This window comes from Dongia deserti, from assembly GCF_003574735.1.
Taxonomy (GTDB): Bacteria; Pseudomonadota; Alphaproteobacteria; order Dongiales; family Dongiaceae; genus Dongia_A; species Dongia_A deserti.
This window is the reverse complement of sequence record NZ_QORW01000002.1, coordinates 226,862-248,832: the sequence shown is the minus strand read 5'-3', so window position 1 is coordinate 248,832 and position 21,971 is coordinate 226,862. Positions and strand designations below refer to the sequence as shown.

Annotated in this window: 20 protein-coding genes; 6 read left to right on the top strand and 14 right to left on the bottom strand. The window is 63.6% G+C overall.

The window, feature by feature from the left end; translation table 11 throughout:
• Positions 1–102: 102 nt before the first annotated feature.
• Complete coding sequence (locus DTX69_RS04170) at positions 103–432, bottom strand: hypothetical protein (protein WP_119300243.1); 330 nt, start codon at positions 430–432, stop codon at positions 103–105.
• 225 nt (positions 433–657) lie between these two features.
• Between DTX69_RS04170 and DTX69_RS04165 the strand changes: the two genes are divergently transcribed.
• Entirely contained in the window at positions 658–2,457 is a 1,800-nt protein-coding gene (locus tag DTX69_RS04165; protein ID WP_119300436.1) for a methyl-accepting chemotaxis protein, read from the top strand.
• 87 nt (positions 2,458–2,544) lie between these two features.
• Here DTX69_RS04165 and DTX69_RS04160 read toward each other — a convergent pair whose 3' ends face one another.
• The 7 genes from DTX69_RS04160 to DTX69_RS04130 all read right to left on the bottom strand — a co-directional run bounded on the left by DTX69_RS04160 (position 2,545) and on the right by DTX69_RS04130 (position 10,083).
• Entirely contained in the window at positions 2,545–3,156 is a 612-nt protein-coding gene (locus tag DTX69_RS04160; protein WP_119300242.1) for an MlaC/ttg2D family ABC transporter substrate-binding protein, read from the bottom strand.
• A 2-nt stretch (positions 3,157–3,158) separates the two neighbouring features.
• On the bottom strand, positions 3,159–4,022 hold the full coding sequence (locus DTX69_RS04155) for an MlaA family lipoprotein (protein ID WP_119300241.1): 864 nt from the start codon (positions 4,020–4,022) through the stop codon (positions 3,159–3,161).
• A gap of 475 nt (positions 4,023–4,497) precedes the next feature.
• Positions 4,498–5,508: a peptide ABC transporter ATP-binding protein gene (locus tag DTX69_RS04150; RefSeq protein ID WP_119300240.1), complete on the bottom strand. Its 1,011-nt coding sequence runs from the start codon at positions 5,506–5,508 to the stop codon at positions 4,498–4,500.
• Positions 5,505–6,473 (bottom strand): ABC transporter ATP-binding protein, encoded by a 969-nt coding sequence (locus tag DTX69_RS04145; RefSeq protein ID WP_119300239.1) that lies wholly within the window; start codon positions 6,471–6,473, stop codon positions 5,505–5,507. Before DTX69_RS04145 ends, DTX69_RS04150 begins: the two co-directional genes overlap by 4 nt.
• Before the next feature lie 5 nt (positions 6,474–6,478).
• Complete coding sequence (locus DTX69_RS04140; protein ID WP_119300238.1) at positions 6,479–7,387, bottom strand: ABC transporter permease subunit; 909 nt, start codon at positions 7,385–7,387, stop codon at positions 6,479–6,481.
• A gap of 9 nt (positions 7,388–7,396) precedes the next feature.
• Positions 7,397–8,416, bottom strand: a complete 1,020-nt coding sequence (locus DTX69_RS04135; RefSeq protein WP_119300237.1) for an ABC transporter permease subunit — start codon at positions 8,414–8,416, stop codon at positions 7,397–7,399.
• A 71-nt stretch (positions 8,417–8,487) separates the two neighbouring features.
• Positions 8,488–10,083 (bottom strand): ABC transporter substrate-binding protein, encoded by a 1,596-nt coding sequence (locus DTX69_RS04130; protein WP_119300236.1) that lies wholly within the window; start codon positions 10,081–10,083, stop codon positions 8,488–8,490.
• A gap of 324 nt (positions 10,084–10,407) precedes the next feature.
• Here DTX69_RS04130 and DTX69_RS04125 point away from each other — a divergent pair, with 324 nt between their 5' ends.
• Positions 10,408–10,896, top strand: a complete 489-nt coding sequence (locus DTX69_RS04125; RefSeq protein ID WP_119300235.1) for a thioesterase family protein — start codon at positions 10,408–10,410, stop codon at positions 10,894–10,896.
• 92 nt (positions 10,897–10,988) lie between these two features.
• Here the strand turns inward: DTX69_RS04125 and DTX69_RS04120 are convergent, their stop codons facing one another.
• The 3 genes from DTX69_RS04120 to DTX69_RS04110 form a co-directional block, all read right to left on the bottom strand.
• Complete coding sequence (locus DTX69_RS04120; protein WP_119300234.1) at positions 10,989–11,633, bottom strand: glutathione S-transferase family protein; 645 nt, start codon at positions 11,631–11,633, stop codon at positions 10,989–10,991.
• A gap of 9 nt (positions 11,634–11,642) precedes the next feature.
• On the bottom strand, positions 11,643–12,785 hold the full coding sequence (locus tag DTX69_RS04115) for a succinylglutamate desuccinylase/aspartoacylase family protein (protein ID WP_119300233.1): 1,143 nt from the start codon (positions 12,783–12,785) through the stop codon (positions 11,643–11,645).
• Between the two features lie 93 nt (positions 12,786–12,878).
• Positions 12,879–14,504 (bottom strand): alpha/beta fold hydrolase, encoded by a 1,626-nt coding sequence (locus DTX69_RS04110; RefSeq protein WP_162916639.1) that lies wholly within the window; start codon positions 14,502–14,504, stop codon positions 12,879–12,881.
• Positions 14,505–14,710: 206 nt separating this feature from the next.
• Here DTX69_RS04110 and mddA point away from each other — a divergent pair, with 206 nt between their 5' ends.
• Complete coding sequence (mddA, locus tag DTX69_RS04105) at positions 14,711–15,496, top strand: methanethiol S-methyltransferase (protein WP_119300231.1); 786 nt, start codon at positions 14,711–14,713, stop codon at positions 15,494–15,496.
• Positions 15,497–15,766: 270 nt separating this feature from the next.
• Here mddA and DTX69_RS04100 read toward each other — a convergent pair whose 3' ends face one another.
• Entirely contained in the window at positions 15,767–16,900 is a 1,134-nt protein-coding gene (locus tag DTX69_RS04100) for a succinylglutamate desuccinylase/aspartoacylase family protein (protein ID WP_119300230.1), read from the bottom strand.
• Positions 16,901–16,998: 98 nt separating this feature from the next.
• Here DTX69_RS04100 and DTX69_RS04095 point away from each other — a divergent pair, with 98 nt between their 5' ends.
• The 3 genes from DTX69_RS04095 to DTX69_RS04085 all read left to right on the top strand — a co-directional run bounded on the left by DTX69_RS04095 (position 16,999) and on the right by DTX69_RS04085 (position 20,978).
• The gene (locus DTX69_RS04095) at positions 16,999–19,233 is read left to right on the top strand and encodes an ATP-dependent helicase (RefSeq protein WP_119300229.1); all 2,235 of its coding nucleotides are present in this window, start codon (positions 16,999–17,001) and stop codon (positions 19,231–19,233) included.
• A gap of 148 nt (positions 19,234–19,381) precedes the next feature.
• On the top strand, positions 19,382–20,284 hold the full coding sequence (locus tag DTX69_RS04090; RefSeq protein WP_162916637.1) for a 50S ribosomal protein L11 methyltransferase: 903 nt from the start codon (positions 19,382–19,384) through the stop codon (positions 20,282–20,284).
• 61 nt (positions 20,285–20,345) lie between these two features.
• The gene (locus DTX69_RS04085; protein WP_119300227.1) at positions 20,346–20,978 is read left to right on the top strand and encodes a hypothetical protein; all 633 of its coding nucleotides are present in this window, start codon (positions 20,346–20,348) and stop codon (positions 20,976–20,978) included.
• Between the two features lie 7 nt (positions 20,979–20,985).
• Here DTX69_RS04085 and DTX69_RS04080 read toward each other — a convergent pair whose 3' ends face one another.
• Positions 20,986–21,219: a tautomerase family protein gene (locus DTX69_RS04080; RefSeq protein WP_119300226.1), complete on the bottom strand. Its 234-nt coding sequence runs from the start codon at positions 21,217–21,219 to the stop codon at positions 20,986–20,988.
• A gap of 24 nt (positions 21,220–21,243) precedes the next feature.
• Positions 21,244–21,957, bottom strand: a complete 714-nt coding sequence (locus tag DTX69_RS04075) for an SDR family NAD(P)-dependent oxidoreductase (protein WP_119300225.1) — start codon at positions 21,955–21,957, stop codon at positions 21,244–21,246.
• Between the last annotated feature and the right edge of the window lie 14 nt (positions 21,958–21,971).

Here is a 21,971-nt window from a genome sequence, read left to right as displayed (position 1 = left end):
CGATGCGGAACGGCAAGGGCCCCGCAGATCATTCCGCGGCCCCTTGCGATTCGATCGATGCGAGGAAAAGGCGAGTTACCTGACCTTCCGCTTTAGTACTACCTAGATCAGGGCGCTCACGCTGCCGCTGTTCTTGCTGATGACGGAGGCAAATTCCTGGCCGTGCGCGTCGGTGAGGCTGAGGCCATCGACTTTCACGTCGGCGATCTTGTAGCTGCCGTCGGCCTGCTCGATGGGTTTGTTGTCTGGGCGGAAAGCATCGCCGGCGGGCTGCTGATCGCCGCCGCGGGCTACTTCTCTTACCAGGCCGCCGTCTATGCCGGCTGGCTGTCGCCATAGTCCGCCGTTCACCGGCGAACTGCGCACTTCGAACCGCTTGATCGAGAGACCCGGCACAAGAGGCCGAAGGCGGCAGATCCGTGGCTTCTGCATTCAGCGAAATGTAGGGTGACATTCCATTCCGCTCGCCGCCGGTTCGTACTCGAACCCATACTCCCGAATAGCCATGCTTTTGCATGGTGACGAACCGTGCGGTTTTAACACGGCATTAAGCAGCACATCGAAATATCTTACCCTGTGCGCGACCTGAGCAACTTCGAGCGCCATGGCGAAGCTGCGCGGCATCACGTCAAAAAAATCCTTGTGGGAGCACTCATCATGCACATTTCCATTCGGCGGCTCTGCGTCGGCATCGTCGCATTGAACGTCGTTGCCGCGGCTTCTCTGGCCGTTTCTTGGACACTTTACTCGGAGCAACAGCAGAAGGTCGCGGAGGCGCAGCGGAGCAGATACGAATCCTATCTGCTGGCCGACGAGTTGCGTCAAAGCTCCGACGATCTAACGCGCCTCGCGCGTACTTACGTGGTAACGGGCGACCCTGGCTACGAAGAGCAATATCTCGATGTCGTCGCCATTCGCGGCGGCGACAAGCCACGACCGATGCAGTATAGCCGCATCTACTGGGACTTCGTGGCGGCCGGTCAGAAAGCGCCGCGCCCGAGCGGCTCTGCGGTGGCACTGCTTGACCTGATGCGCCAAGCCGGGTTCACCGACCAGGAACTCGCGAAGCTGGACGAGGCGAAGAAGAGGTCGGACGGGCTCATCAACCTCGAAGTCCAGGCGATGAACGCGGTCAAAGGCTTGTTCGCGGATGCCCAGGGCAACTACTCCATCAAACGAGAGCCCGATTTCGAGCTGGCGCGGAACCTCCTGCATTCGGCGCAATACCATACCTTCAAGGCCGAGATTATGAAGCCGATCGACCAGTTCTTCGTGCTCCTGGACGAACGCACTGCCGGCACGATTGCGCAGGAAGAAGCAATCGCCGATCATTATAGGCTCGGCTTCCAGGCAGCGCTGGCGCTGCTGATCGCGGTGGTTGCTGCAACCGCCTTCATCATCTTTGCCCGCGTGCTGCGCCCGCTGGATCGGCAGCGGCAGGCAATGGCGGCGCTCACGCGCCAGGAGCTTTCGATCGAGATCCCCGATCGCGAGCGCGAAGACGAGATCGGCGAGATGTCGCGCGCCGTGGAGATGTTCAAGGCCAATCTCATCGAGACCGACAGACTGCAGAGCGAACAGAGCCGCATCAGTGCGGAGCGCGAGGCGCGGTCGAAGACGATGGATGGCCTGGTCCGGCAGTTCGACGCGAAGATCGAGAGTGTGCTTGCGACGCTCACTCAATCGGTGGGAGACATGCGCGCCACGGCCAGCAACATGAGTGCGATCGCGGAAGACACGTCAAAGCGCATCCAGATGGTCGCCAACGCTTCGCGCGACGCCTCGGGCAATGTGCAGACCGTCGCTGCGGCGGGCGATGAGCTGAGCGCCTCGATCGCGGAGATCAGCCGGCAAGTCAGCCAGTCGAACGCGGTCACGAACGAAGCCGCGGTCACGGCCGAGCAGACCGATGGCCAGGTGCAGAGCCTCGTTCAGGCAGTGGAGAAGATCGGCGACGTCGTGCGGCTCATCAGCGATATCGCGGGACAGACCAATCTGCTGGCGCTCAACGCAACGATCGAAGCGGCCCGCGCCGGCGAGGCGGGGAAAGGGTTCGCGGTCGTCGCCTCCGAGGTCAAGTCCCTTGCCAACCAGACGGCACGCGCGACCGAGGAGATCAGTGGGCAGATCGGGGAGATCCAATCCGCGACTGAGAGATCCGTACAGTCGATCCGCGCCATCATCGAAGTGATCCGCCGGATCGACGAAGCCTCGAGCGCCATCGCGGCCGCAATAGAAGAGCAGGGCGCAGCCACGCAGGAAATATCCCGCAACGTGCAGCAGGCGGCGGTCAGCACCCAGGATGCGGCGCAGAATGTGGAGGGCGTCACCGGCGCCGCGAGCCGCACCGGTGCGGCGGCCTCGGACGTCGGGTCGGCGGCAGAAAAGGTCTCGGCCCAGGTGACGCAGCTGCGCAGCGAGGTCGCCGGCTTTCTCCAGAAAGTGCGCACAGCCTGATCTCGATCGGACCAGAGAGGCCCCATGAAAGCAAGAAGGCCGCGGAGCAATCCGCGGCCTTTTTCAGCTCAGCGGCTGCAAGCAACGCTACCGCACCTTCTGCTTCAGCACGTCGATCAGGGCGCTGACGCTGCCGCCGTGCTTGCTGATGACGGAGGCGAATTCCTGGCGGTGGGTGTCGGCGAGGCTGAGGCCCTCAACCTTGACGTCGGCGATCTTGTAGCTACCGTCGGCCTGCTCGACGGTCCAGTCGACCCGCGCAGGGTCGCCGCTCGGCAGCTTGACGGTCGAGAACACGACCGACCGGCCGTCGCCTTCGTCGCGCACCCGGCCGATATCCATCTGATGGCCGGTATAGGTCGCGAAGCGTTTGCCATAGGCCAGTGCCAGAAAGTCCGTCAGGACCGCCGTGAACTCGCTCTGCTCCTCCGGCGTCGCCTTTCGCCAATAGGCGCCCAGCATGTAGCGGGCGATGGAAGGCATGTCGAAATATTGCTCCAGCAGCGGCTTCAGCTTGGCCGCGCGTTGCTTGTCGGTCTCCTGGGCAGCAGGCGCCATCTCGGTAATGGCCTTGCTGCTGACTTCCTCGATGAAGGAAGTTGGATCGGCGGAAGCCTGCGCGGCGGGCGCGAGGCTCCATCCAGACAGCGCCAGTCCGGCGGCAATGAGCAGCCGGCGGCTCGACGTCAATGTAAGCATGACTACTCCGCTACGGTGACTTGTTCGTCCGACTGCGCGGCCTTGAAATCCACCGGCGCGTCGCCGTCTTCCGGAATCATCTCGTCGGTAATCATCTTGATCTGCGAGGCCTGCTGCTCGCTCTCGCCATTACGGATCAAGTCATTCCGTTGCTGGCGATAGAGGCTGCGGACTGTCGCATAGAAGTCGACCGAGCCCTTCTTGAGCTCATCGATCGCTTCCAGATTGCGCGCACGCGTGTCGACCGCCTCGAGCCCGGCGCGCGCCGTATTGATTTCCGTCACATTGTAAGCGTAGCCTACCCAGGTCAAAGGATCGAGCGCGTAATCGACGATGCGACCCGAATAGTCGCGCGGGTTGCCGGGGCCGATAACCGGCAGATGCAGATAGGGCCCTTCACCGGCGCCGTACACGGCCAGGGTCTGGCCGAAATCTTCCTCGTGATAATTCATGTCCATCATGCTCGCCACGTCGACGATGCCGCCGACGCCGATGGTCGAGTTGATGAAGAAGCGCGCAACCGTCGTGCCCGCGCGGCTCCATTCGCCCTGGAATAGATCATTCGCCAAGATGACCGGCGACTTCAGGTTGCGCAGGAAGTTGCGCACGCCATCCTCGGCCGGGTCTGGCAGGGCGGTGTGGTACCAGCCGGCGAACGGCTTCAACAGGATCTCGTCGAGGAACTGGTTGACCTCGAAGAAATAGCGGTTCATCGGCTCGAGGGGATCGTTCGCCTCCTGGTAGGCTTGGACCGCGGCCTCGTCGGCGGGGTCTGGCTTGGTCGCGCAACCGGTCGCGAGCACGGAGAGGCCAAGCGTCGCCGCGATCAGCGTTACGCGAAATTTCGAGTTCTTGTGCAGCATCATTCGATCAACCTTCTGTCGGCAGTCGGCCCTTGTGTTGGCCGGGCCCTTCTCGAGCCTTTCCACCGCCCCCGATCCGGCGGCATCCCTGCCGCCGAAACCCCATCATTCGAGACGCTGGCAATCGCACACGTGGCCGGATCGTCACACAGCGCAAGTTAACTGTTCGTAACTCAACGCCGGCAAAAAGCTCCGCCATGGCTGGATTATCGCGCCCCGGCGATGAGTTAGCATAGGCGTCGGCATTAAGCCATAGTCCGCCAGCAGCGGTTGCGAGAGCCGGAGAGCTACCTGTGGCAAAAATAGCGCAGCGTTCCATCAACCATGTTTTGATACCGACTTTGAAACGGCGGAATCCGACGATTCTCACCGCCGGCGCGTGATCCGCCTCGCGCCACAGCTGTAGGGACGGTCGGTCCGCCGTCCGCTCACAGGCACGTGAAGGATGGCGCCGGCTGCGCGGCGACCGAATCGAGCGTCAGAGAGTCTTTTCCGCGTGATGGCAGGCCACCATCCGGCCGGCGAAGGATCGCAGCTCCGGGCGCTCGATGCCGCAGACCTCGGTTGCGAACGGGCAGCGCCGGTGGAAGGCGCAGCCGGGCGGCGGGTCGATCGGCGAGGGCAGCTCGCCTTTCACCGTCAGCCGCTTGGAGCGTGCCTTGGGGTCGACCGACGGCGTCGCGGCGAGCAGAGCCTGGGTGTAGGGGTGGCGCGGCTCGGCAAAGATCACCTGCTTCGGGCCCTGTTCCACCGGGCGGCCGAGATACATCACCATCAGCTCATCCGCGATGTGCCGCACGACGCTTAGATCATGCGAGATGAAAAGGTAGGCGAGGTTGAACTCCGCCTGCAGATCCATCAACAGATTCAGGACCTGCGCGCGGATCGAGACGTCGAGCGCGGAGACCGGCTCGTCCGCCACCACGATCTTGGGATTGAGGATGAGCGCGCGCGCGATCGCGATGCGCTGGCGCTGACCACCGGAGAACATGTGTGGGTAGCGGGTGTAGAATTCCGGCCGCAGGCCCACGCGCGCCATCATCGCGCGCGCAATTTCCATCCGCTCCTTGCCGGACTTGTCGGTATTGATCTCCAGCGGCTCGCTCAGGATCTGGCCGACCTGCTTGCGCGGGTTGAGCGAGCCATAGGGATCCTGGAACACCATCTGCACCTTCGGGCGCAGAACATGCAGCTGCTGCTTGTCCGCGTCCACGATGTCAGTGCCGTCGATCATGAGATGCCCGGCAGTCGGCCGTTCGATCATGGTGATCATGCGGGCTAGGGTGGACTTGCCGCAGCCGGATTCTCCCACCACCGCCAACGTGCGGCCGGCGGTCAGCGAAAAGCTCGCGCCGGCCACCGCTTTCAGCGTCGCAGCCTGCCTCAACCAGCCGCGTCCGATCCGGTAGTGGCGCTGCAAGTCCCGCGCTTCCAGAACCGGCTTGGTCGCGGTGTCAGGCGCTAGGGTTGCGGCGGCAACCGCGCTCATGACACATCTCCGCGGATCGGGAAATGACAACGCACGCGCGCGCCGAGCTTGGGCTCCAGCAGCGGCTGCTCGATCCGGCAGCGTTCTTGCGCGAAGTTGCAGCGCGGGTTGAAGACGCAGCCGCTGGGCCGGTCGGCGATGCCGGGCACTACGCCGGGAATGGTGTTGAGCCGCTTCTCAAGGGCGCGCTCGGGTAGCGCCTCGAGCAGGGCTGCGGTGTAGGGATGGCGCGGCTGCTCGAACAATCGTTCGGCCGGCTGCTCCTCCACCTGCTGGCTGGCATACATCACCATCACACGCTGCGCCGTCTCTGCCACCACGCCCATGTCGTGCGTGATCAGGACCATGGCCATGTTGCGCTCCCGGCTCAGCGAGACCAGGAGATCCAGGATCTGCGCCTGGATGGTGACATCGAGGGCGGTGGTCGGCTCGTCGGCGATCAGCAGCTTTGGATTGCAGGCGATCGCCATCGCGATCATCACGCGCTGGCACATGCCCCCGGACAGCTGATGCGGGAAACTATCGAGCCGCGACGCAGCGGCGGGGATGCCGACCTGCTCCAGCAGTTCAATGGTGCGCCGCCTGCGTTCACGGCGCGAGCCGCCCTCATGGACTGCGAGCGTCTCCATGATCTGATAGCCGACTGAGAAGGACGGATTGAGGCTGGTCATCGGCTCCTGGAAGATCATGGCGATATCCTTGCCGACGATCTTGCGCCGATCACTATCAGACAGCGACATCAGATCGATGCCGTCGAAGCGCATGACGTCGGCCGTCACCTTGCCCGGCCAGGCGATGAGGCCCATGACCGCCAGCATGGTGACGCTCTTGCCGGATCCGGATTCGCCGACCACGCCCAGCAGTTCGCCCGGTTCGAGAGTCAGGTCGACCCCGTCCACTGCACGGAACGGGCCCCGATGAGTCTGGAATTCGACCGCGAGGTTGCGGATCTCGAGCAGGGGCATATCGGTCAGCGCTTCAGCTTGGGGTCGAGCGCATCGCGCAACCCGTCGCCCAGGAGATTGAAGGCCAGCACGGTGATGAGGATCGCCAGGCCCGGGAGCGTCACGACCCAAGGCATGGAGCGGATCAGGCTCCGTGCATCAGCCAGCATGGTGCCCCATTCCGGCGTCGGCGCCTGCGCACCGTAGCCGAGAAAGCCGAGCGCGGCGGCGTCCAGAATGGCGGTGGAGAAGCTCAAGGTTGCCTGGACGATCAGCGGCGCCAGGCAGTTCGGCAGCACGGTGTTCAGCATCAAGCGCAGTGTTCCCGCCCCGGCCACGCGCGAGGCGGTCACATAATCCTTTGGCAGTTCGGTCAGCACCGCAGCGCGGGCCAGGCGCGCATAGTGCGGTATGTACGTAATGGCGACCGCGATCATGGCGTTCAAGAGGCCGGAGCCCAGAATCGCGACGATCGCCAGGGCGAGCAGCAGGCTCGGGACCGACAGAATGATATCCATCGCCCGCATGATCAGGATGTCGATTGTGCCCCGGAAAAAGCCGGACAGCAGGCCGAACAGGATCCCCGCCGCCAGCGAAATCGTCACGACGATGCTGCCGATGAACAGCGAATAGCGCGATCCATGGATCAGGCGCGACCACAGATCGCGTCCGACCGCATCGGTGCCGAGAATGAAACGTGGATCGCTGCCCTCCCGCCATGCCGGCGGGCAGACCTCGACGACGCATTCCTTGAACACTTGGGCGTAGTGATAGGGCGCGATGATGTCGGCAAAAACAGCCGCAATCACCAGCAGGACAATGACGATGAGGCCGGCCATTGCGCCCTTGTTCGCCTTGAGCGACAGCCAGACCTCGCGGCTGGGCGAAATCGGGCGGCTGACGGGCTCTGCGGCTGGGAGCGTAATATCGGTCATGGAGCGCTCCTATCGCCGGTGCCGGATGCGCGGATTGAGCAGCCCATAGAGCAGGTCCACCGCCAGATTGACAGTCATCACCAGGGCCGCAATCACCAGGACGCCGCCCTGCAGGGCAGGGTAGTCGCGGCGACCGATCGATTCCACCAGCCACTTGCCGATGCCGGGCCAGGAGAACACTGTTTCGGTCAGGATGGCGCCGCCCATCAGCGTGCCGACCTGCAGGCCGATCACGGTCACCACCGGAACCAGCGCATTGCGCAAGGCATGGACCGCAACCACGCGGATGGAGCCAAGCCCTTTGGCGCGCGCGGTGCGGATGTAGTCCTCGCCCAGCACCTCGAGCATGGCGGAGCGCGTCATGCGCGCGATCACGGCCAGCGGCACTGTACCAAGCACAACTGTCGGCAGAATCAGATGGTGGAGGGCGTCGAGGAACGAGCCCTCATTCATTGGATCGTCCGACAGCAACGTGTCGATCAGCATGAAACCGGTGACCTGGTCGACAAAATAGTCGTCGGACAGCCGCTTGGCGACCGGGGTCCAGCCGAGATCGACGGAGAACAGCAGGATCAGCAGCAGGCCCCACCAGAAGATGGGCATGGAATAGCCGGTGAGGCTGAGTCCCATGACGGTATGGTCGAAGGCGGAACCACGCCTGACTGCGGCGATCACGCCAAGGGGCAATCCAATGCTCGCGGCGAACAGAATGGCAAAGAAGGCAAGCTCGAGCGTCGCGGGGAACAAGGTCAGGAACTCCACCATCACCGGTTTTTTGGTGATGATGGAAATGCCGAGATCGCCCTGCAGAACGCCGCCTACGTAATCGAAGAACTGCACATGGAGCGGCCGGTCGAGGCCCATCTCATGCAGCAAGGCGAGGCGCCGCTCTTCCGTGATGCCGCGCTCGCCCACCCGCACCTGGACCGGATCGCCGGGCACCAGGCGGATGAGGATGAAGGTCAGCAGGATGATGCCGAGGAAGGTCGGGATCACCAGGCCGACGCGGGTCAGGACAAATCGAAGCATTGCTGCAGCATGCGCCAAAGAGGAGGGCGGGGAAAGCGCGCTTTCCCCGCCCCAGAGGACAACCCTTGCGACTACTCTTCGATGTCGACGCCTTCGAAGATGTGCGTGCCGAGCGGGTGGACCTTATAGCCCTTCACCTTCTTGCTCATCGGCATGTGCACGACCGAATGCGCGATCGGCACCCACGGTGCTTCCTCGTGGAAGATCGCCTGGGCTTTTTCGTAGAGCTCAGTACGCTTCTCCACGTCCGAGATCTGTTTCGCCTGGTCGATGAGGGCGCTGAACTCCTCGTTGCACCACTTGGCGATGTTGGAACCGCCTTCGCGGGCGGAGGTGCAGGACAGCAGCACGCCCAGGAAGTTGTCCGGATCGCCGTTGTCGCCGGTCCAGCCGAGCATGCCGGTCATGTGCTCGCCACCCTGTACGCGCTTGCGGTACTCGCCCCATTCGAAGGTCTTGAGCTCGGCGGTGACGCCGATCTTCGCGAGGTCCGCCTGCATCAGCTCGGCCATCTTCTTGGCGTCCGGATTGTACGGGCGCTGCACCGGCATGTACCAGAGGTCGGTCTTGAGGTTGCTGGCGCCGGCTTGCGCCAGAAGCTCCTTGGCCTTCTCCGGATCGTACGGATAAGGCTGGACCGAATCATCGTACGACCAGATCGTCGGCGGGATCGGGTTCTTCGCGGCCTTGCCGGCGCCCTTGTAGACCGCCGCCAGAATCGCTTCCTTGTCGAGCGCCATGTTGAAGGCCTGGCGCACGAGCTTGTTGTCGAACGGCGGCTTCTTCACGTTCATCGCGAGATAGCCGACGTTCAGGCCCTCCTGCTCCAGCACCTGGAGATTCGGGTTCGACTTGAGCTTCGCGATGTTCGCCGGGTTCGGATAGGGGATGACGTCGCATTCACCCGCCTCAAGACGCGCCTCGCGCGTCGCCTGGTCCGGCGTGATGGAGAAGACCAGACGGTCGATCGGCTGCTTGCCGCGGAAGTAGTTGACGTTCGCGTTGTAGATGATGCGGTCGTCCTTGCGGTAGTTCGCCCAGATGAAGGGGCCGGTGCCGATCGGCTCCTGATCGACCTTCTCCGGCGTGCCCGCCTTCATCATCGCATCCATGTATTCCTTCGAATGGATGGCGGCGAAGTCCATCGCCAGGTTGGCGACGAAGGGCGATTCCGGCTGCGCCAGCTTCATCCTGACGGTGTAATCGTCGACCTTCTCGACCGCAGTCAGCAGGTCAGGCATGCCCATGTCGTTGAAGTAGTCATACTCGCCGCCGGAGACCGGATGATACGGGTCGTCCTTCTTCCACATGCGATTGAATGTGGCGACCACGTCATCGGCATTGAAGTCACGGGTCGGCGAGAAGCCGCCGCGCGCATGGAATTTCACGCCCTTCCGCAGATTGAACGTGTAGGTAAGTCCGTCGTCAGACACGTCCCAGGATTCGGCGAGGCCCGGCTGCAATTTGGTGGTGCCGGGAATGAACTCCACCAGCTTGTTGAAAACCGGATAAGCTGTATCAAAGCTGGTGCCGGTCGTGTTGATCTGCGGATTGAAATTCTCCGGGCTACCTTCGGAGCAATAGACCAGGGTCTTGGCAGACGCGGCGTTCGCGAAGCCAAACGCGAGCGCGGCCGCTGCAACGGCCCCCAAAAGTCGACGTTTCATTGTTTCAGTCTCCCATTAGAAGGTCGGACAGCCTTGATCTTGTTTGCATTTCCCGGCTGCCTTGGGCGAAACCTAGGACCGTTGCACAAGCGGAGTCAACGGCTAGGTCATAATCTTGCCACTATCGCGACACCGTGATGGCCCAGGTGCAGTGCGGCAGGTCAGTCTGCCGGGAGGGCCGTCGTTCCGCAGGTCGCGATTACCTTTTCATGGCTTTGGCTGCAGCTTCCTTGGGCTGTGTCGGCGCTGCGCTTGACCGGTCGATAAGCGCCCCGGCATGTTGCGGCGCACTTTATATCGTTTCACTGCCGCCCGAGGAGCCTCATGTCCATTCCCGCCCCCTTCGTCTGGAGCGATCTCAAGGTGCTGCCGGAGTGGGTGGACGAGAACAACCACATGAACGTGGCCTTTTACCTCAAGGCCTTCGACGATGCGTTCTATGGCGTCTACCGCGCCTGGGGCATGGATTTCGCGGAGGTGCAGGCGCGGGGCTTCACCACCTTCGCGGCGGAGAACCACATCACCTACCAGGGCGAGCTTTTCCTGGGGGATAGCTTCTCGGTCGAGACCATGCTGCTAGATTTCGACCGCAAGCGCATCCGCTGGTTCAACACCATGCGCAAGGCGGACAGCAGCATCGCCGCGACCTGCGAATGGCTGCTGCTGTTCGTGAACTTCCACGAACGCCGGGTCGCCTCCATGCCGGACGAGTTCTTCGACCGGCTGGCGGAGATCAAGCAGGAGCACGACAAGCTGCCCCGCCCGCCCGAAGCGGGGCATGGAATCGCGATCCGCAACAAGCGGCGGACTTAGCAACGCCTCTCGTGCCAACTACTCAGTTGTCGCCCCGGCCTTGAGCGGGTGACAGTCGTGCGAGTATCGGATGAGGTGGACAGAGGGCTTCATCAACGCTCCCACCCGTCCTCGAACGGATAGCGGCGCGCCCAGAAATCCTTGAGCCGCGGGTCGGCGTCGACGCGGCGCACGATCTCGGTCATCTTGGGCGCGGTCCTGTAGAAGCGTGTGCGCCACGGGCCGAAGCGCGAGATCACCGTCACGTAGAGATCGAGCACCGAAAGCTCGTCGCCGAGGATGTAGCGGCCGGGATTGATCTGCCGGTCCATGTTGGCCCAGCAGTCCGCGATGCGGTCGTGCACGCGGCCGATGACACGCGGCGTGTCCTCCTTGCTGGCGGCGATGCGCATCGGATCGCCCTTGATCCAGAACAGGGAATAGATCGAAGAAGAGACATAGGCCATCCAGCGCAGGTATTGCGCGCGCTTGGGATCGCCGATCGGCGGCGCCAGCCGCGCCTCCGGATGCTGGTCGGCGAGATCGATCAGGATCGCCGCGCTCTCGGTCATGATCTCGCCCGACGGGAAGACCAAGGCCGGAACCTGGCGCAACGGATTCACGGCTTCGACGCGCTTGCGCGCGGCTTCGTCCTGCCAGGTGACCGCTTCGATGATTTCGTACGGAATGTTGAGCAGGGTCAGCGTCGCCTCGACCGGAATCGAGCCCGAGCCGACCGCCCCGAATATCTTGAGCATGACGAAATCCTAGTCGCTCAGCATCAATCCGGTCGGATTCGGCAGCAGCTTGTCGCCGACGATCATGGCGACCAAATCGCCCGCGCCCACCGCTTTCATGGCACGGATCGACAGAATCGGTCCGTCGGCCTGGCAGCGCAATTCGATGCGCGCCTTCTTCGGATCGTCGGCCAGCGGATCTACGATCTCGGCAATCACCTCGCCGGCCTTCACCACGTCGCCTTCGCGCTTGCGATAGGCGATGATGCCGGCCCTGGGCGTCCGCAAGATCTCGCAGGCATCGAGATGGGTGACCTTGCCCTTCAGCTCCGGCAGCGGTCCCGGATCTCCGGCGATCAGGCCGCGGCGCTGCAGGAAGCGGAACAAGGCACGCGCATCCTGGCTAGCGATCTCATCATAGACGTCGGCCCGGCCGCGGAACTCGACCGTCGAGGTCAGGACCGGCGCCGGCACGGGATAGTCCGGCCCGACTTCTTTCTGCAGCCGATACCATGGCAGGAAGAGGCTCTCGTCGAACGAGGCCGCGCCGGAATCATCGCACAGCAATACGGCGCGTGCGCCGACCTCGGCGGCCAGGTCCCGCGCCTGCGGCCAGAACACATGGGTGGTGTAGATGTGCATCAGCGCGATGTCGTCGCAATGGAGGTCGAGCACGATGTCCGAATCGTAGGCGAGGCGCATCAGCTCGCGCCGCAACTTCGCATTCTCTCCCACGGCATAGATCTGGTCGACGATCTCGCCCATCGCCTGGCGCACGATCGCGACATTGGCGTCCGGATCCTTGCCCAGCTTGCCTTTGACCTTGGCGGCAAGGCCTTGGGAGAGGTCGGGCCAGCGGCGGTTGAAATTGATGCCGCTGCGGAGGTCGTAGCGGCCGGCGAAGGTCGTGTTGATGACCTGGCCGGCGCCCACCGGATTGGCGACCGGCACCACGATGATCTCGCCCTTGATCTCGCCGCGCGCATCCGCGTCGTCCAGCAGCCTGATGAGGTGGTGCGCGGCCAGCATGCCCGGAATCTCGTCGGCGTGCAGCGAGGCCTGCAGATAGGCCTTGGGCCGCGCACCGGCTTTGCCATAGCGATGGGCTTTGACGAAGCGCTCGGTGCCCGGACTCATCGAATCCAGCTCGATGCGCTGAATGAACTTGCTCATGGAAACTCTTTTGAACGACAAAGTCGGGCGAATTACGCCTTGGCCCGCTGCAAAGAGTCAAGCTGGGCTCATCGCGCCGAGCGACGGCGCGGTTCACACTTTGTCCGCACGCAGAAAGCTGTGCACTTCGTCAATGAATCGCGGCCAGGCGGGCTCTTGCTCCAGGATCACGTGATTCCGGCTCTCGAGCGGCAGGAATCGCGCACCGGGAATCGATGTCGCCAGTACTCGCCCCGCCTCGAACGGAACGGCTGCATCGTTCCGGCTATGCAGCACCAGCGTTGGCATGGTCACCTGTGGTAGCAGATGCGTCACGTCGATGTTGCCGAGATCAGTCATGAGCCGTGCCGCATTCTCGGGCGACGTCGAAATCCGCTGCAGGTCGTTCCACCAGCGCCATTGCTCGAGGCTGCCCTCGGGGATGTACCAGGACGCGAAGATCTGCCGGAAGGCGGGATTGTCCTGACCCCAGCCCTCCCGCACCAGCGTCAGCATCGCCTCGCGCCGCGCGATTTCGGACGGGTTGCCGCGTGCCCGCCAGCCCTTGGCATAGCCGCCATGCAACACCATGCGTGTCACGCGCTCCGGATGCCGGACCGCATAGCTGATGGCGACCGCGCAGCCCTGTGAAATCCCAAGCAGCGGAAACCGATCGAGGCCGGCGGCATCGACCACGGTCTCGAGATCGCACACCAACGCTTCGATCGAGAAGTCATCCACCTTCCAATCGGAGAGGCCGTTGCCGCGCTCGTCATAACGGATCAAGCGGAAGTCGCCGGTGAGCCCGTGCAGCAGATGGCGCCAGACAGGACTTTGCCAATCGAACTCTAGATGGTTCAGCCAGTTCGCGGTCTTGACCAGCGGCGGCCCCTCGCCGGCGGTGGCAAACGCGATGCGGACACCGTCGGTTGTGACGCAGAACCGGATGTCCTGCCTCTCTTCGGCCGGCGGCGGCGCGGGCGAGGCTTCGGTCACCGATTGCGGCGCTTCCTTGAGCCTGGTGCGCGCCTCGGCATACAGCGCCGTCGTTGCCGGCTCGGGAATCGTGCCGAGCTCGCGCTTCAGCAGCTCCGTGCATTGCCGGTAGTGGCGGATGACGGCGTTGTAGTTCCCGCGATCCAAATGAATCCGCATCAACCGCCGGTGACACTCCTCCGACAGCGGATCGAGGGCCAATGCCCGTTCCAGCGTCGATATGGCTGCGGCGACATTGCCTTCCGCGGCCTCCCGTTCCGCCAATCGCGTCAGCACGGCGAGACCGATATGGTGGAAGCGCGAGCGCTCCTGCGAGAGCCATTCGTCGAACGCTGCCTCGTGCAGCCGGAATCCGTCCAGCAACGGCCCACGGCACAGCTTAACCGCTTTCCGCAAGCTGTCGAGATCGTCGCGCTCGGCAAGCGCCGCCAACTCCACGACATCGGCACGCACCACATCGGGATCGATGCAGAGCGTTTCGCGCTCGGCGACGAGGGGGTCGGGCGCGTCACCCAGCGCGCACCGGATCGAGGTCAATGTCTGGCTGAGACTGTGGCGTGCCTGGCGGTCGCCGCGATCACCCCATAGCAGATTGGCCACGCGTTCCCGAGGCTGGGCCTCGCCGGGGCGGCAAACCAGCACAGCCAGCAGCGCCTCCGCCTTGCGGGTCGACAGGGCAATGGTGCTCCCGTCCTGGCGGAGTGCGCTGAACCCGCCCAGCACCTGCACACGAATCCCTGCCATGGCCCTGGCAACCTCCTGCCGCGCAACGGTCACCCGAGAGGTGGCCAGCCCACAACGAGCCTGATCACAATTCGGGCAAATCCGTCAGAGTTGTGGAGCTTCCCACATAAACTGTCGCACTTTTGACGGTTCTTTGACAGCCGATTGCGCATCTGCTGACGCCCTAGGACTAGACGTTCCGCTCCCCACAATGAAGGAGATTCGTCATGGGTGGCATACTTGCTGTTCTATATGGCGCAGCCGCGTATGTGTTTTTTCTAGTTACATTTGTCTACGCCATCGCCTTTGTCGGCAACCTCATCGTTCCGAAGACCATCGATTCCGGGACACCCGGTCCGCTGGTCGAGGCCCTGGTCATCAACGTCGTCCTGCTCGGCATCTTTGCGGTCCAGCACAGCGTGATGGCGCGGCAGGGCTTCAAGCGCGTCTGGACCCGCATCGTGCCGGAACCAGTCGAGCGCAGCACCTTTGTGCTGTTCGCAACCGCAGCCTTGGCCCTGCTGCTGTGGCAGTGGCGGCCGATGCCGGAGGTCGTATGGTCGGTAGAGAACCCGATCGCAGTCACCGCGATCCAAGGCGCGTTCTGGCTGGGCTGGGGCATCCTGCTGCTGTCCACCTTCCTGCTGAACCATTTCGAGCTGTTCGGCTTACGGCAAGTCTTCGCACGCCTCATGGGCTGGAAGACACCGGTACCGCAGTTCCGCGCGCCGCTTTTCTACAAGCGCGTCCGGCATCCGCTCTATCTCGGCTTCATCATCGCCTTCTGGGCGGCGCCGACGATGAGCATGGGTCATCTGCTGTTCTCGATTGCGACCACCGGCTACATCCTCATCGGGATCTTCTTTGAGGAGCGCGATCTCATCAACCTGTTCGGCGACCAGTACCGGCGCTACCGCCAGCAGGTCTCGATGCTGATCCCGGTGCCCTGGCGCCGCTGGAAGGAGTCCGAGGCGGAGGATCACCCGGCGCTCGGCATCAAGGCTCCGCGATAAGGGCCATCGATTTTCAAATGTGGGGACATCACTGGTGCCGCCCGCCGAATGGCGGGCGGAGGGAGAGAGATTGTGACTCAGTATGCAGTCCGAACCCGATCCTCCCGGATCGGGTTCGGTGGAACGAAATGGCTGACGAAGCTCCGGAGGTTCGTCACCGCGCGTCGTCGGCCAACACTGTCGACGGAGAGATTGTCGGATCACCTGTTGCACGACGCCGGCCTGGAGCGAATCGGCGGCGTGATACGGCGCCGCCTCCGTTGATTTGCTTCAATCAAGCAGCGACTTCGACTTGCCGCTCGCCGGTCTCTCGTGGCCGGCGAGCATCACCACGAAATCGCCGAATGCGACCTGGCGCGACAGGCGGCGCGAAACCACGCAGCCTTTCATGCTGGCCTTGATCACCGCCGGCGCGGTGTCGAGGTCGGGTGCGGTCGGATCGACGATTTCCGCCAGCACGTCGCCGGGTGAAACCCACTCGCCGAGCTGCTGGCGATAAAGCAGCAGGCCGCCGGCCGGGCTATCCAGCATCTCCAAGCTGCGGAACTCGTTGAGGCCGTTGGAGCGCTGCTTCGGCGCCGCGCCATCGACACAGCCGATGCGCCGCAGATAGCGGAAGAAACCCTGGGCATAACGGCCTGCCTGCTTCGGATCGACGTCCAGCACGCCGCCCATCTCGAAGGTGAAGGCTTGGCAGGCGAGGGGCACGCGCTCGCCGAATTCCTTGTGCAGGGCTTGCCATGGTCCGAAAAAGCATTCATCGAAGCAACGGGCGCCATTGGTCTCGCCGTTCGGCTGCAACGAATGCACGCCGACATCGGCGGCGAAACGCTTGGCCTCGCCCCACAGTTCGTCCGGCGCGATCATGTAGCTCAGCGCCTCGTCGTCGCAATGCAGGTCGACGATCAGGTCCGCGTCATAGGCGCGGCGCGTGAGGGCGATACGCTGGGCCACGGTCGGATTTTCGGGCTGCAGGGCGGTGATGCGGCGCCGAATCTCTCGCCGCACCAGATCGACATTCTCCTCGATGTCCTTGCCCAGGCGCTTGCGCACGGAATCGGCGAGACCCCTCACCAGATCGGGCCAGGCGCGGTTGAAATTGGCGCCGGTGCGCAGTTCGAACCGGCCCATGACGGCACTGTTGAGGGCCTGATCCACGCCGATGGGATTGGCCAGCGGCACCACGACGATCTCGCCCTTGATTTCGCCTTTGTCTTCGGCCTCCGCCAGCAGCTTGCAGAGCTCGCGCAGGATCATCATGCCGGTCGGCTCGTCCGCGTGCAGCCCGGCTTGGAAATAGGCCTTGGGGCGCGCGCCCGGATCGCCGAAGGAAAAGACGCGCAGCTGGCGCTGGGTGCCCGGCATGGCGCCTGGCAGGGTGATGGTTTCCGCGGCGCTCGGCATGCGCACCTCCCTCTCGGCTAAATCATGGATTAGAAGGGGTTTTCGGCTCTCGCGCCTTGCCCTGTCAAGGCGCGCCGCCCACGTGTATAAGGTCCGCCATGACCGACTCTGCCCTCGAACTCGACCTCAAGTATCCCTACTTCGCCGGCCTCAATGACCGGCAGCGTGACGCTGTCCTGGCGCAGGACGGGCCTGTGCTGGTGCTGGCCGGCGCCGGCACGGGCAAGACGCGCGCTTTGACCACGCGGCTCGCACATTTGCTGATGACCGGCAAGGCGCGGCCGTTCGAGATCATGGCTGTGACGTTCACCAACAAAGCCGCGGGCGAGATGAAGGCGCGCGTGGGCCAGCTGATCGGCCGACCCGTCGAGGGCTGGTGGCTCGGCACCTTCCACGCGCTGGCGGCGCGCATCTTGCGCCAGCATGCGGAAGCAGCGGGCCTCAAGCCCAACTTCACCATCATCGACACGGACGACCAACTGCGCCTTATCAAGCAGATCATTCAGGCGGAAGGACTCGACAGCCAGAAATGGCCGTCACGCGTGGTGCTCGGCATCATCGAGCGCTGGAAGGATCGCGGCCTGACGCCCGACAAGGTGAGCGCGGCCGAGCAGGCGGAGGTGGGCGGCGGGCGTATTCTCGGTATCTACCGCGAATATCAGCAGCGGCTCGCGACCTTGAACGCGTGCGACTTCGGCGACCTGCTGCTGCACAACGTGACCTTGTTCAACCAGGAGCCGGAGATCCTGGCGCGCTACCAGAAGCAGTTCCGCTACATCCTGGTCGACGAATATCAGGACAGCAATGTCGTGCAGTACCTCTGGCTGCGGCTGCTCGCGCAGGCGCATCGCAACATCTGCGTGGTGGGTGACGACGACCAGTCGATCTATGGCTGGCGCGGCGCGGAAGTCGAAAACATCCTGCGCTTCGAGCATGACTTTCCCGGCGCCAAGATCATACGGCTGGAGCAGAACTACCGCTCCACGCCGCACATCCTCGCCGCGGCGTCCGGATTGATCGCCCAGAACGAGGGACGCCTCGGCAAGACCTTGTGGACGGACGTCGCCGAGGGCGAAAAGCTGAAGCTGACCGCCGCCTGGGATGGCGAAGAGGAAGCGCGCAAGATCGGCGAGGAGATCGAGAGCCTTCAGCGCAAGGGCGTGTCCTTGAACGACATCGCCATCCTGGTGCGCGCCGGCTTCCAGACCCGCGAGTTCGAAGAGCGCTTCATCACGTTGGGCCTGCGCTATCGCGTGATCGGCGGACCGCGCTTCTACGAACGTCAGGAGATTCGTGATGCGCTGGCCTATCTGCGGCTCATCAACCAGCCGGACGATGGCCTGGCCTTCGAGCGCATCGTCAATGTGCCGAGACGCGGCCTGGGCGATGCGACGCTGAAGCAGGTCAACGACCTGTCGCGCGCCCTCAATGTCTCCTTGCCCGAGGCGGCGCGGCGCATCGTCGAGACCGATGAGCTGAAGCCGGCGCCGCGGCGCTCCTTGGGGCAGCTCATGCGCGACCTGGAGACTTGGCGCAATCTGGCGGAGACCACGCCGCACGCGGAGCTGGCGCAGATCGTGCTGGACGAATCCGGTTACACCACCATGTGGCAGAACGACAAGTCGATCGAGGCGCCGGGCCGGCTGGAGAACCTCAAGGAGCTCATCCACGCGATGGAGGAGTTCGACAGCCTCGGCGGATTCCTCGAGCACGTCTCCCTGGTCATGGAGAACGCTGCGGACTCGGATGGCGAGATGATCACAATCATGACCCTGCACGGCGCCAAGGGTCTGGAGTTCGACTTCGTGTTCCTCCCCGGCTGGGAGGAAGGCCTCTTTCCCTCGCAGCGCTCGCTCGACGAGAACGGCCTCAAGGGGCTGGAGGAAGAGCGGCGCCTCGCCTATGTCGGCATCACGCGCGCGCGCAAGCGTGCTCTCATCTCCTATGCCGCCAACCGGCGCGTCCACAATATGTGGCAGAACGCATTGCCGTCCCGCTTCATCGCCGAATTGCCGAAGGCGCATATCGAGCGCGAGGACGATCAGCTATGGCGACCGTCGGAGCGCTACATGGGTCCGCAATCCGGCTGGGGCCGCGCGCCGTTGCGCGAACGCTTTGGCCGGCGCGGTGGCGACCTGATCGACCTCAGCGCCGAAGCGGTGGTGCAGACCGGCACTGGCCGCTATCCCAGTGGTGCCCGCATCTTTCACCAAAAGTTCGGCTACGGCAAAGTGCTGCATTCCGAAGGCGACAAGCTGGAAATCGCGTTCGAGAAGGCGGGTGTGAAGAAGGTCATGGCCAGTTTCGTCATGCCGGCGGAGCAGGCGGGGTGAGCCAGCTACGCTCGGTTCGTACTCTCATTCGTCATGGCCGTGCGTGGCACGACCATCCACGAGGCAAGGCCGCTCGGTTCCGGAAAACTCGCGGGCCCTCGTGCCAAGCACGTGGATGACTGACTGGTCGGCGCGTTAGGAGGAACAAGTGCCATACACCGTGCCGCTATGGTCCGTCCGACTAGAGCTCGACGCAAAGCCGGTGGAACACACGCGCCTTGCGCTGGAAAATGCGCTGGAGCCGTTCGGCGCTGCGATGTCGAGCTTCGAGACCGATAACGGCAAAGGCTGGCTGATCGAGGTGTTCAGCGAAACGAAGCCGGCGCCTGGAGATGTCGCGGCCGCGCTGAGGCCACTCGGTCGCTACAAGCCCGAAGTCGTGCGCGTACCGGACAAGGACTGGCTGGCGGAAAGTCGCAAAGGACTGCCGGAATTTCGCGCCGGACCGTTCTTCTTCTACGGCTCGCATTTCAAGGGCAAGGCGCCGAGGAATTTGATCGGCCTCGAGATCGACGCGGGCATCGCTTTCGGCACCGGCCGGCACGAGACGACGCGCGGCTGCCTGCTGGCGATCGCGCGCCTCGCCAAGACGCGCAAGTTCAAGAAGCCGCTCGATGTCGGCACCGGCACCGGCATCCTCGCCTTCGGGATCGCGCGGCTATGCAATGTCAATGTGCTCGCGGCCGATAATGACGCGCATGCCGTGCGCGTCGCGCGCGAGAATGCGAAGGTCAACAAGCTGACGAACCAGGTGCGCATCCTGCGCTCGGACGGCTATCGCGCCAAGGCGATCCGCCACGGCGCGCCCTATGACCTCGTGACCGCCAACATTCTCGCCAATCCGCTGATCCAGCTGGCGCCCGGTCTCGCGCGCGTCCTGGCGAAGGATGGCCGCGCGGTGCTGTCGGGTCTGCTCCGCGAGCAGGAGAAGGACGTGCTGGCAGCGCACGAAGCCGCCGGCCTCACGCTTGATTTCCGTTTGCGCCTCGGCGACTGGTCGGTGCTGGTGCTGCGCAGGCCTGCCAGAAGGGAGTCAGTTAAGAGACAGTAGACAATTCCGCTGATGACTGTACTAATAGTTGCGCGGCCCAATTCAGATTCTTGGGGGACTCATGTTCAGGTCGATTGTTGCGGCTGTGGTTGCCGCTGTGGCGCTGTGCGCCTGCTCGCACGAGGTCAAGACCATCGCGTCGCCGGCAACGAGTGTCCGGCCGGCGGATGGTGCGAAGCTTCCCGGCAGCTATGTCCTGGTCGTGCAGTCCGACAAGCTGATCAAGACCGTCGATCCCAGCTCCTTTACCTGCGGCGGGCCCGAATACCCGATCGATGCGCGCGCCTCGTTCAAGCAGTCGGCGCGCGATACGATGATACAGCTGGTCGAGGCGCTGGAAACCGCGGAGCAGGCACTGACGCCCGAGCAACTTCAGGCCGGCAAGCATCGCGGCCAGATCGTCCTCGAGACCACCGCCTATGATGCCCAACTGGATTTCAATCCCGGCCTGTTCTCGGCCACGGCTGATGCGACGGTTACGATCGGCGCATCGCTGATAGTCGATGGACCGGCCGGCCGGTTGCTGCAGGCCGAGGAATCGGACACGCGAACCGTGGAGCACGACGTCGTTACGTGCGGAGACGGTGCCGAAGTGCTGGCCGAGGCCAACAGCAAGGCAACGGTCGGCCTCCTCGAGCGTCTTGCCGAGCGTTTCTCGACGGCGCCCAGACTGCGTACCGCTGCCTTGCCGTAGACGCGATCTATTTTGCCGCGGCTTTCTGCCGCCGCCACTCGTCCACCGGCAGGCCGCCGACGCCCCAGTCCTCCTTCTCGACCTCGTTGATGACGACGAAGGTCCAATCCAGCGGCTTGTTGAGCACCTTCAGCAGTAGCTCGCTGACGCCCTTGATGAGTTCAGCCTTCTGCTCCGGTGTGACGCTGGGACGGTCCGGTGAGGTGCCTTCGCGCGTGACCTTGATGTTGACGTATGGCATGTCGCTTTCCTTTCCAGTTTCAGTTCACCAGCGGCCGGCGTGCTGGCCGCCATCGACCCGCAGCACTTCGCCGGTTACGAAGCCGGCGTTGTCCAGATACAGCACCGCGTCGACGATCTCCTTGACCTCGCCCAACCGCTGCATCGGGTGCAGCTTGGCCAGGAACTCGTGCGTCTCCGGCTTGTGCATCGGAGTCTTGATGATGCCAGGGGAGACGGCGTTCACGCGGATGCCCCTGTCAGCATACTCGATGGCGAGGGAACGCGTGACCGCATCGAGCCCGCCCTTGGTCAGCGATGCCATCGCAGCCGGCACGCCCGTCATCGGCTGATCGACCAGCGTAGTTGTGATGTTGACGATATGGCCCGAGCGCTGCGACAGCATGCGTGCTGCGGCCTGCTGTGAGACGTGGAAGAAGCCGGCTACATTGACCGACATGACGTTGGCGAAATCCTCCGCCGTGTATTCGATGAACGGCTTGGAGACGAAAATGCCGGCGTTGTTGATCAGCGTGTCGACGCGGCCGAAGCGCTCGATGGCGGTAGCGACCACGCGCTTGGCGACCTGCGGGTCGGTGATGTCGCCGTTGACGGCGACCAGGTCTGCCTTGCCGCTCGGCTTGATCGAGCGGGAGTTAGCGACCACGCGATAGCCTTTGCCCAGAAAGCCGTCGACCAGACCGGCTCCGATGCCCTGCGACGCGCCAGTGATGATGGCGACTTTGCCTTCCGTGCTCATGACTGCCTGTCCTT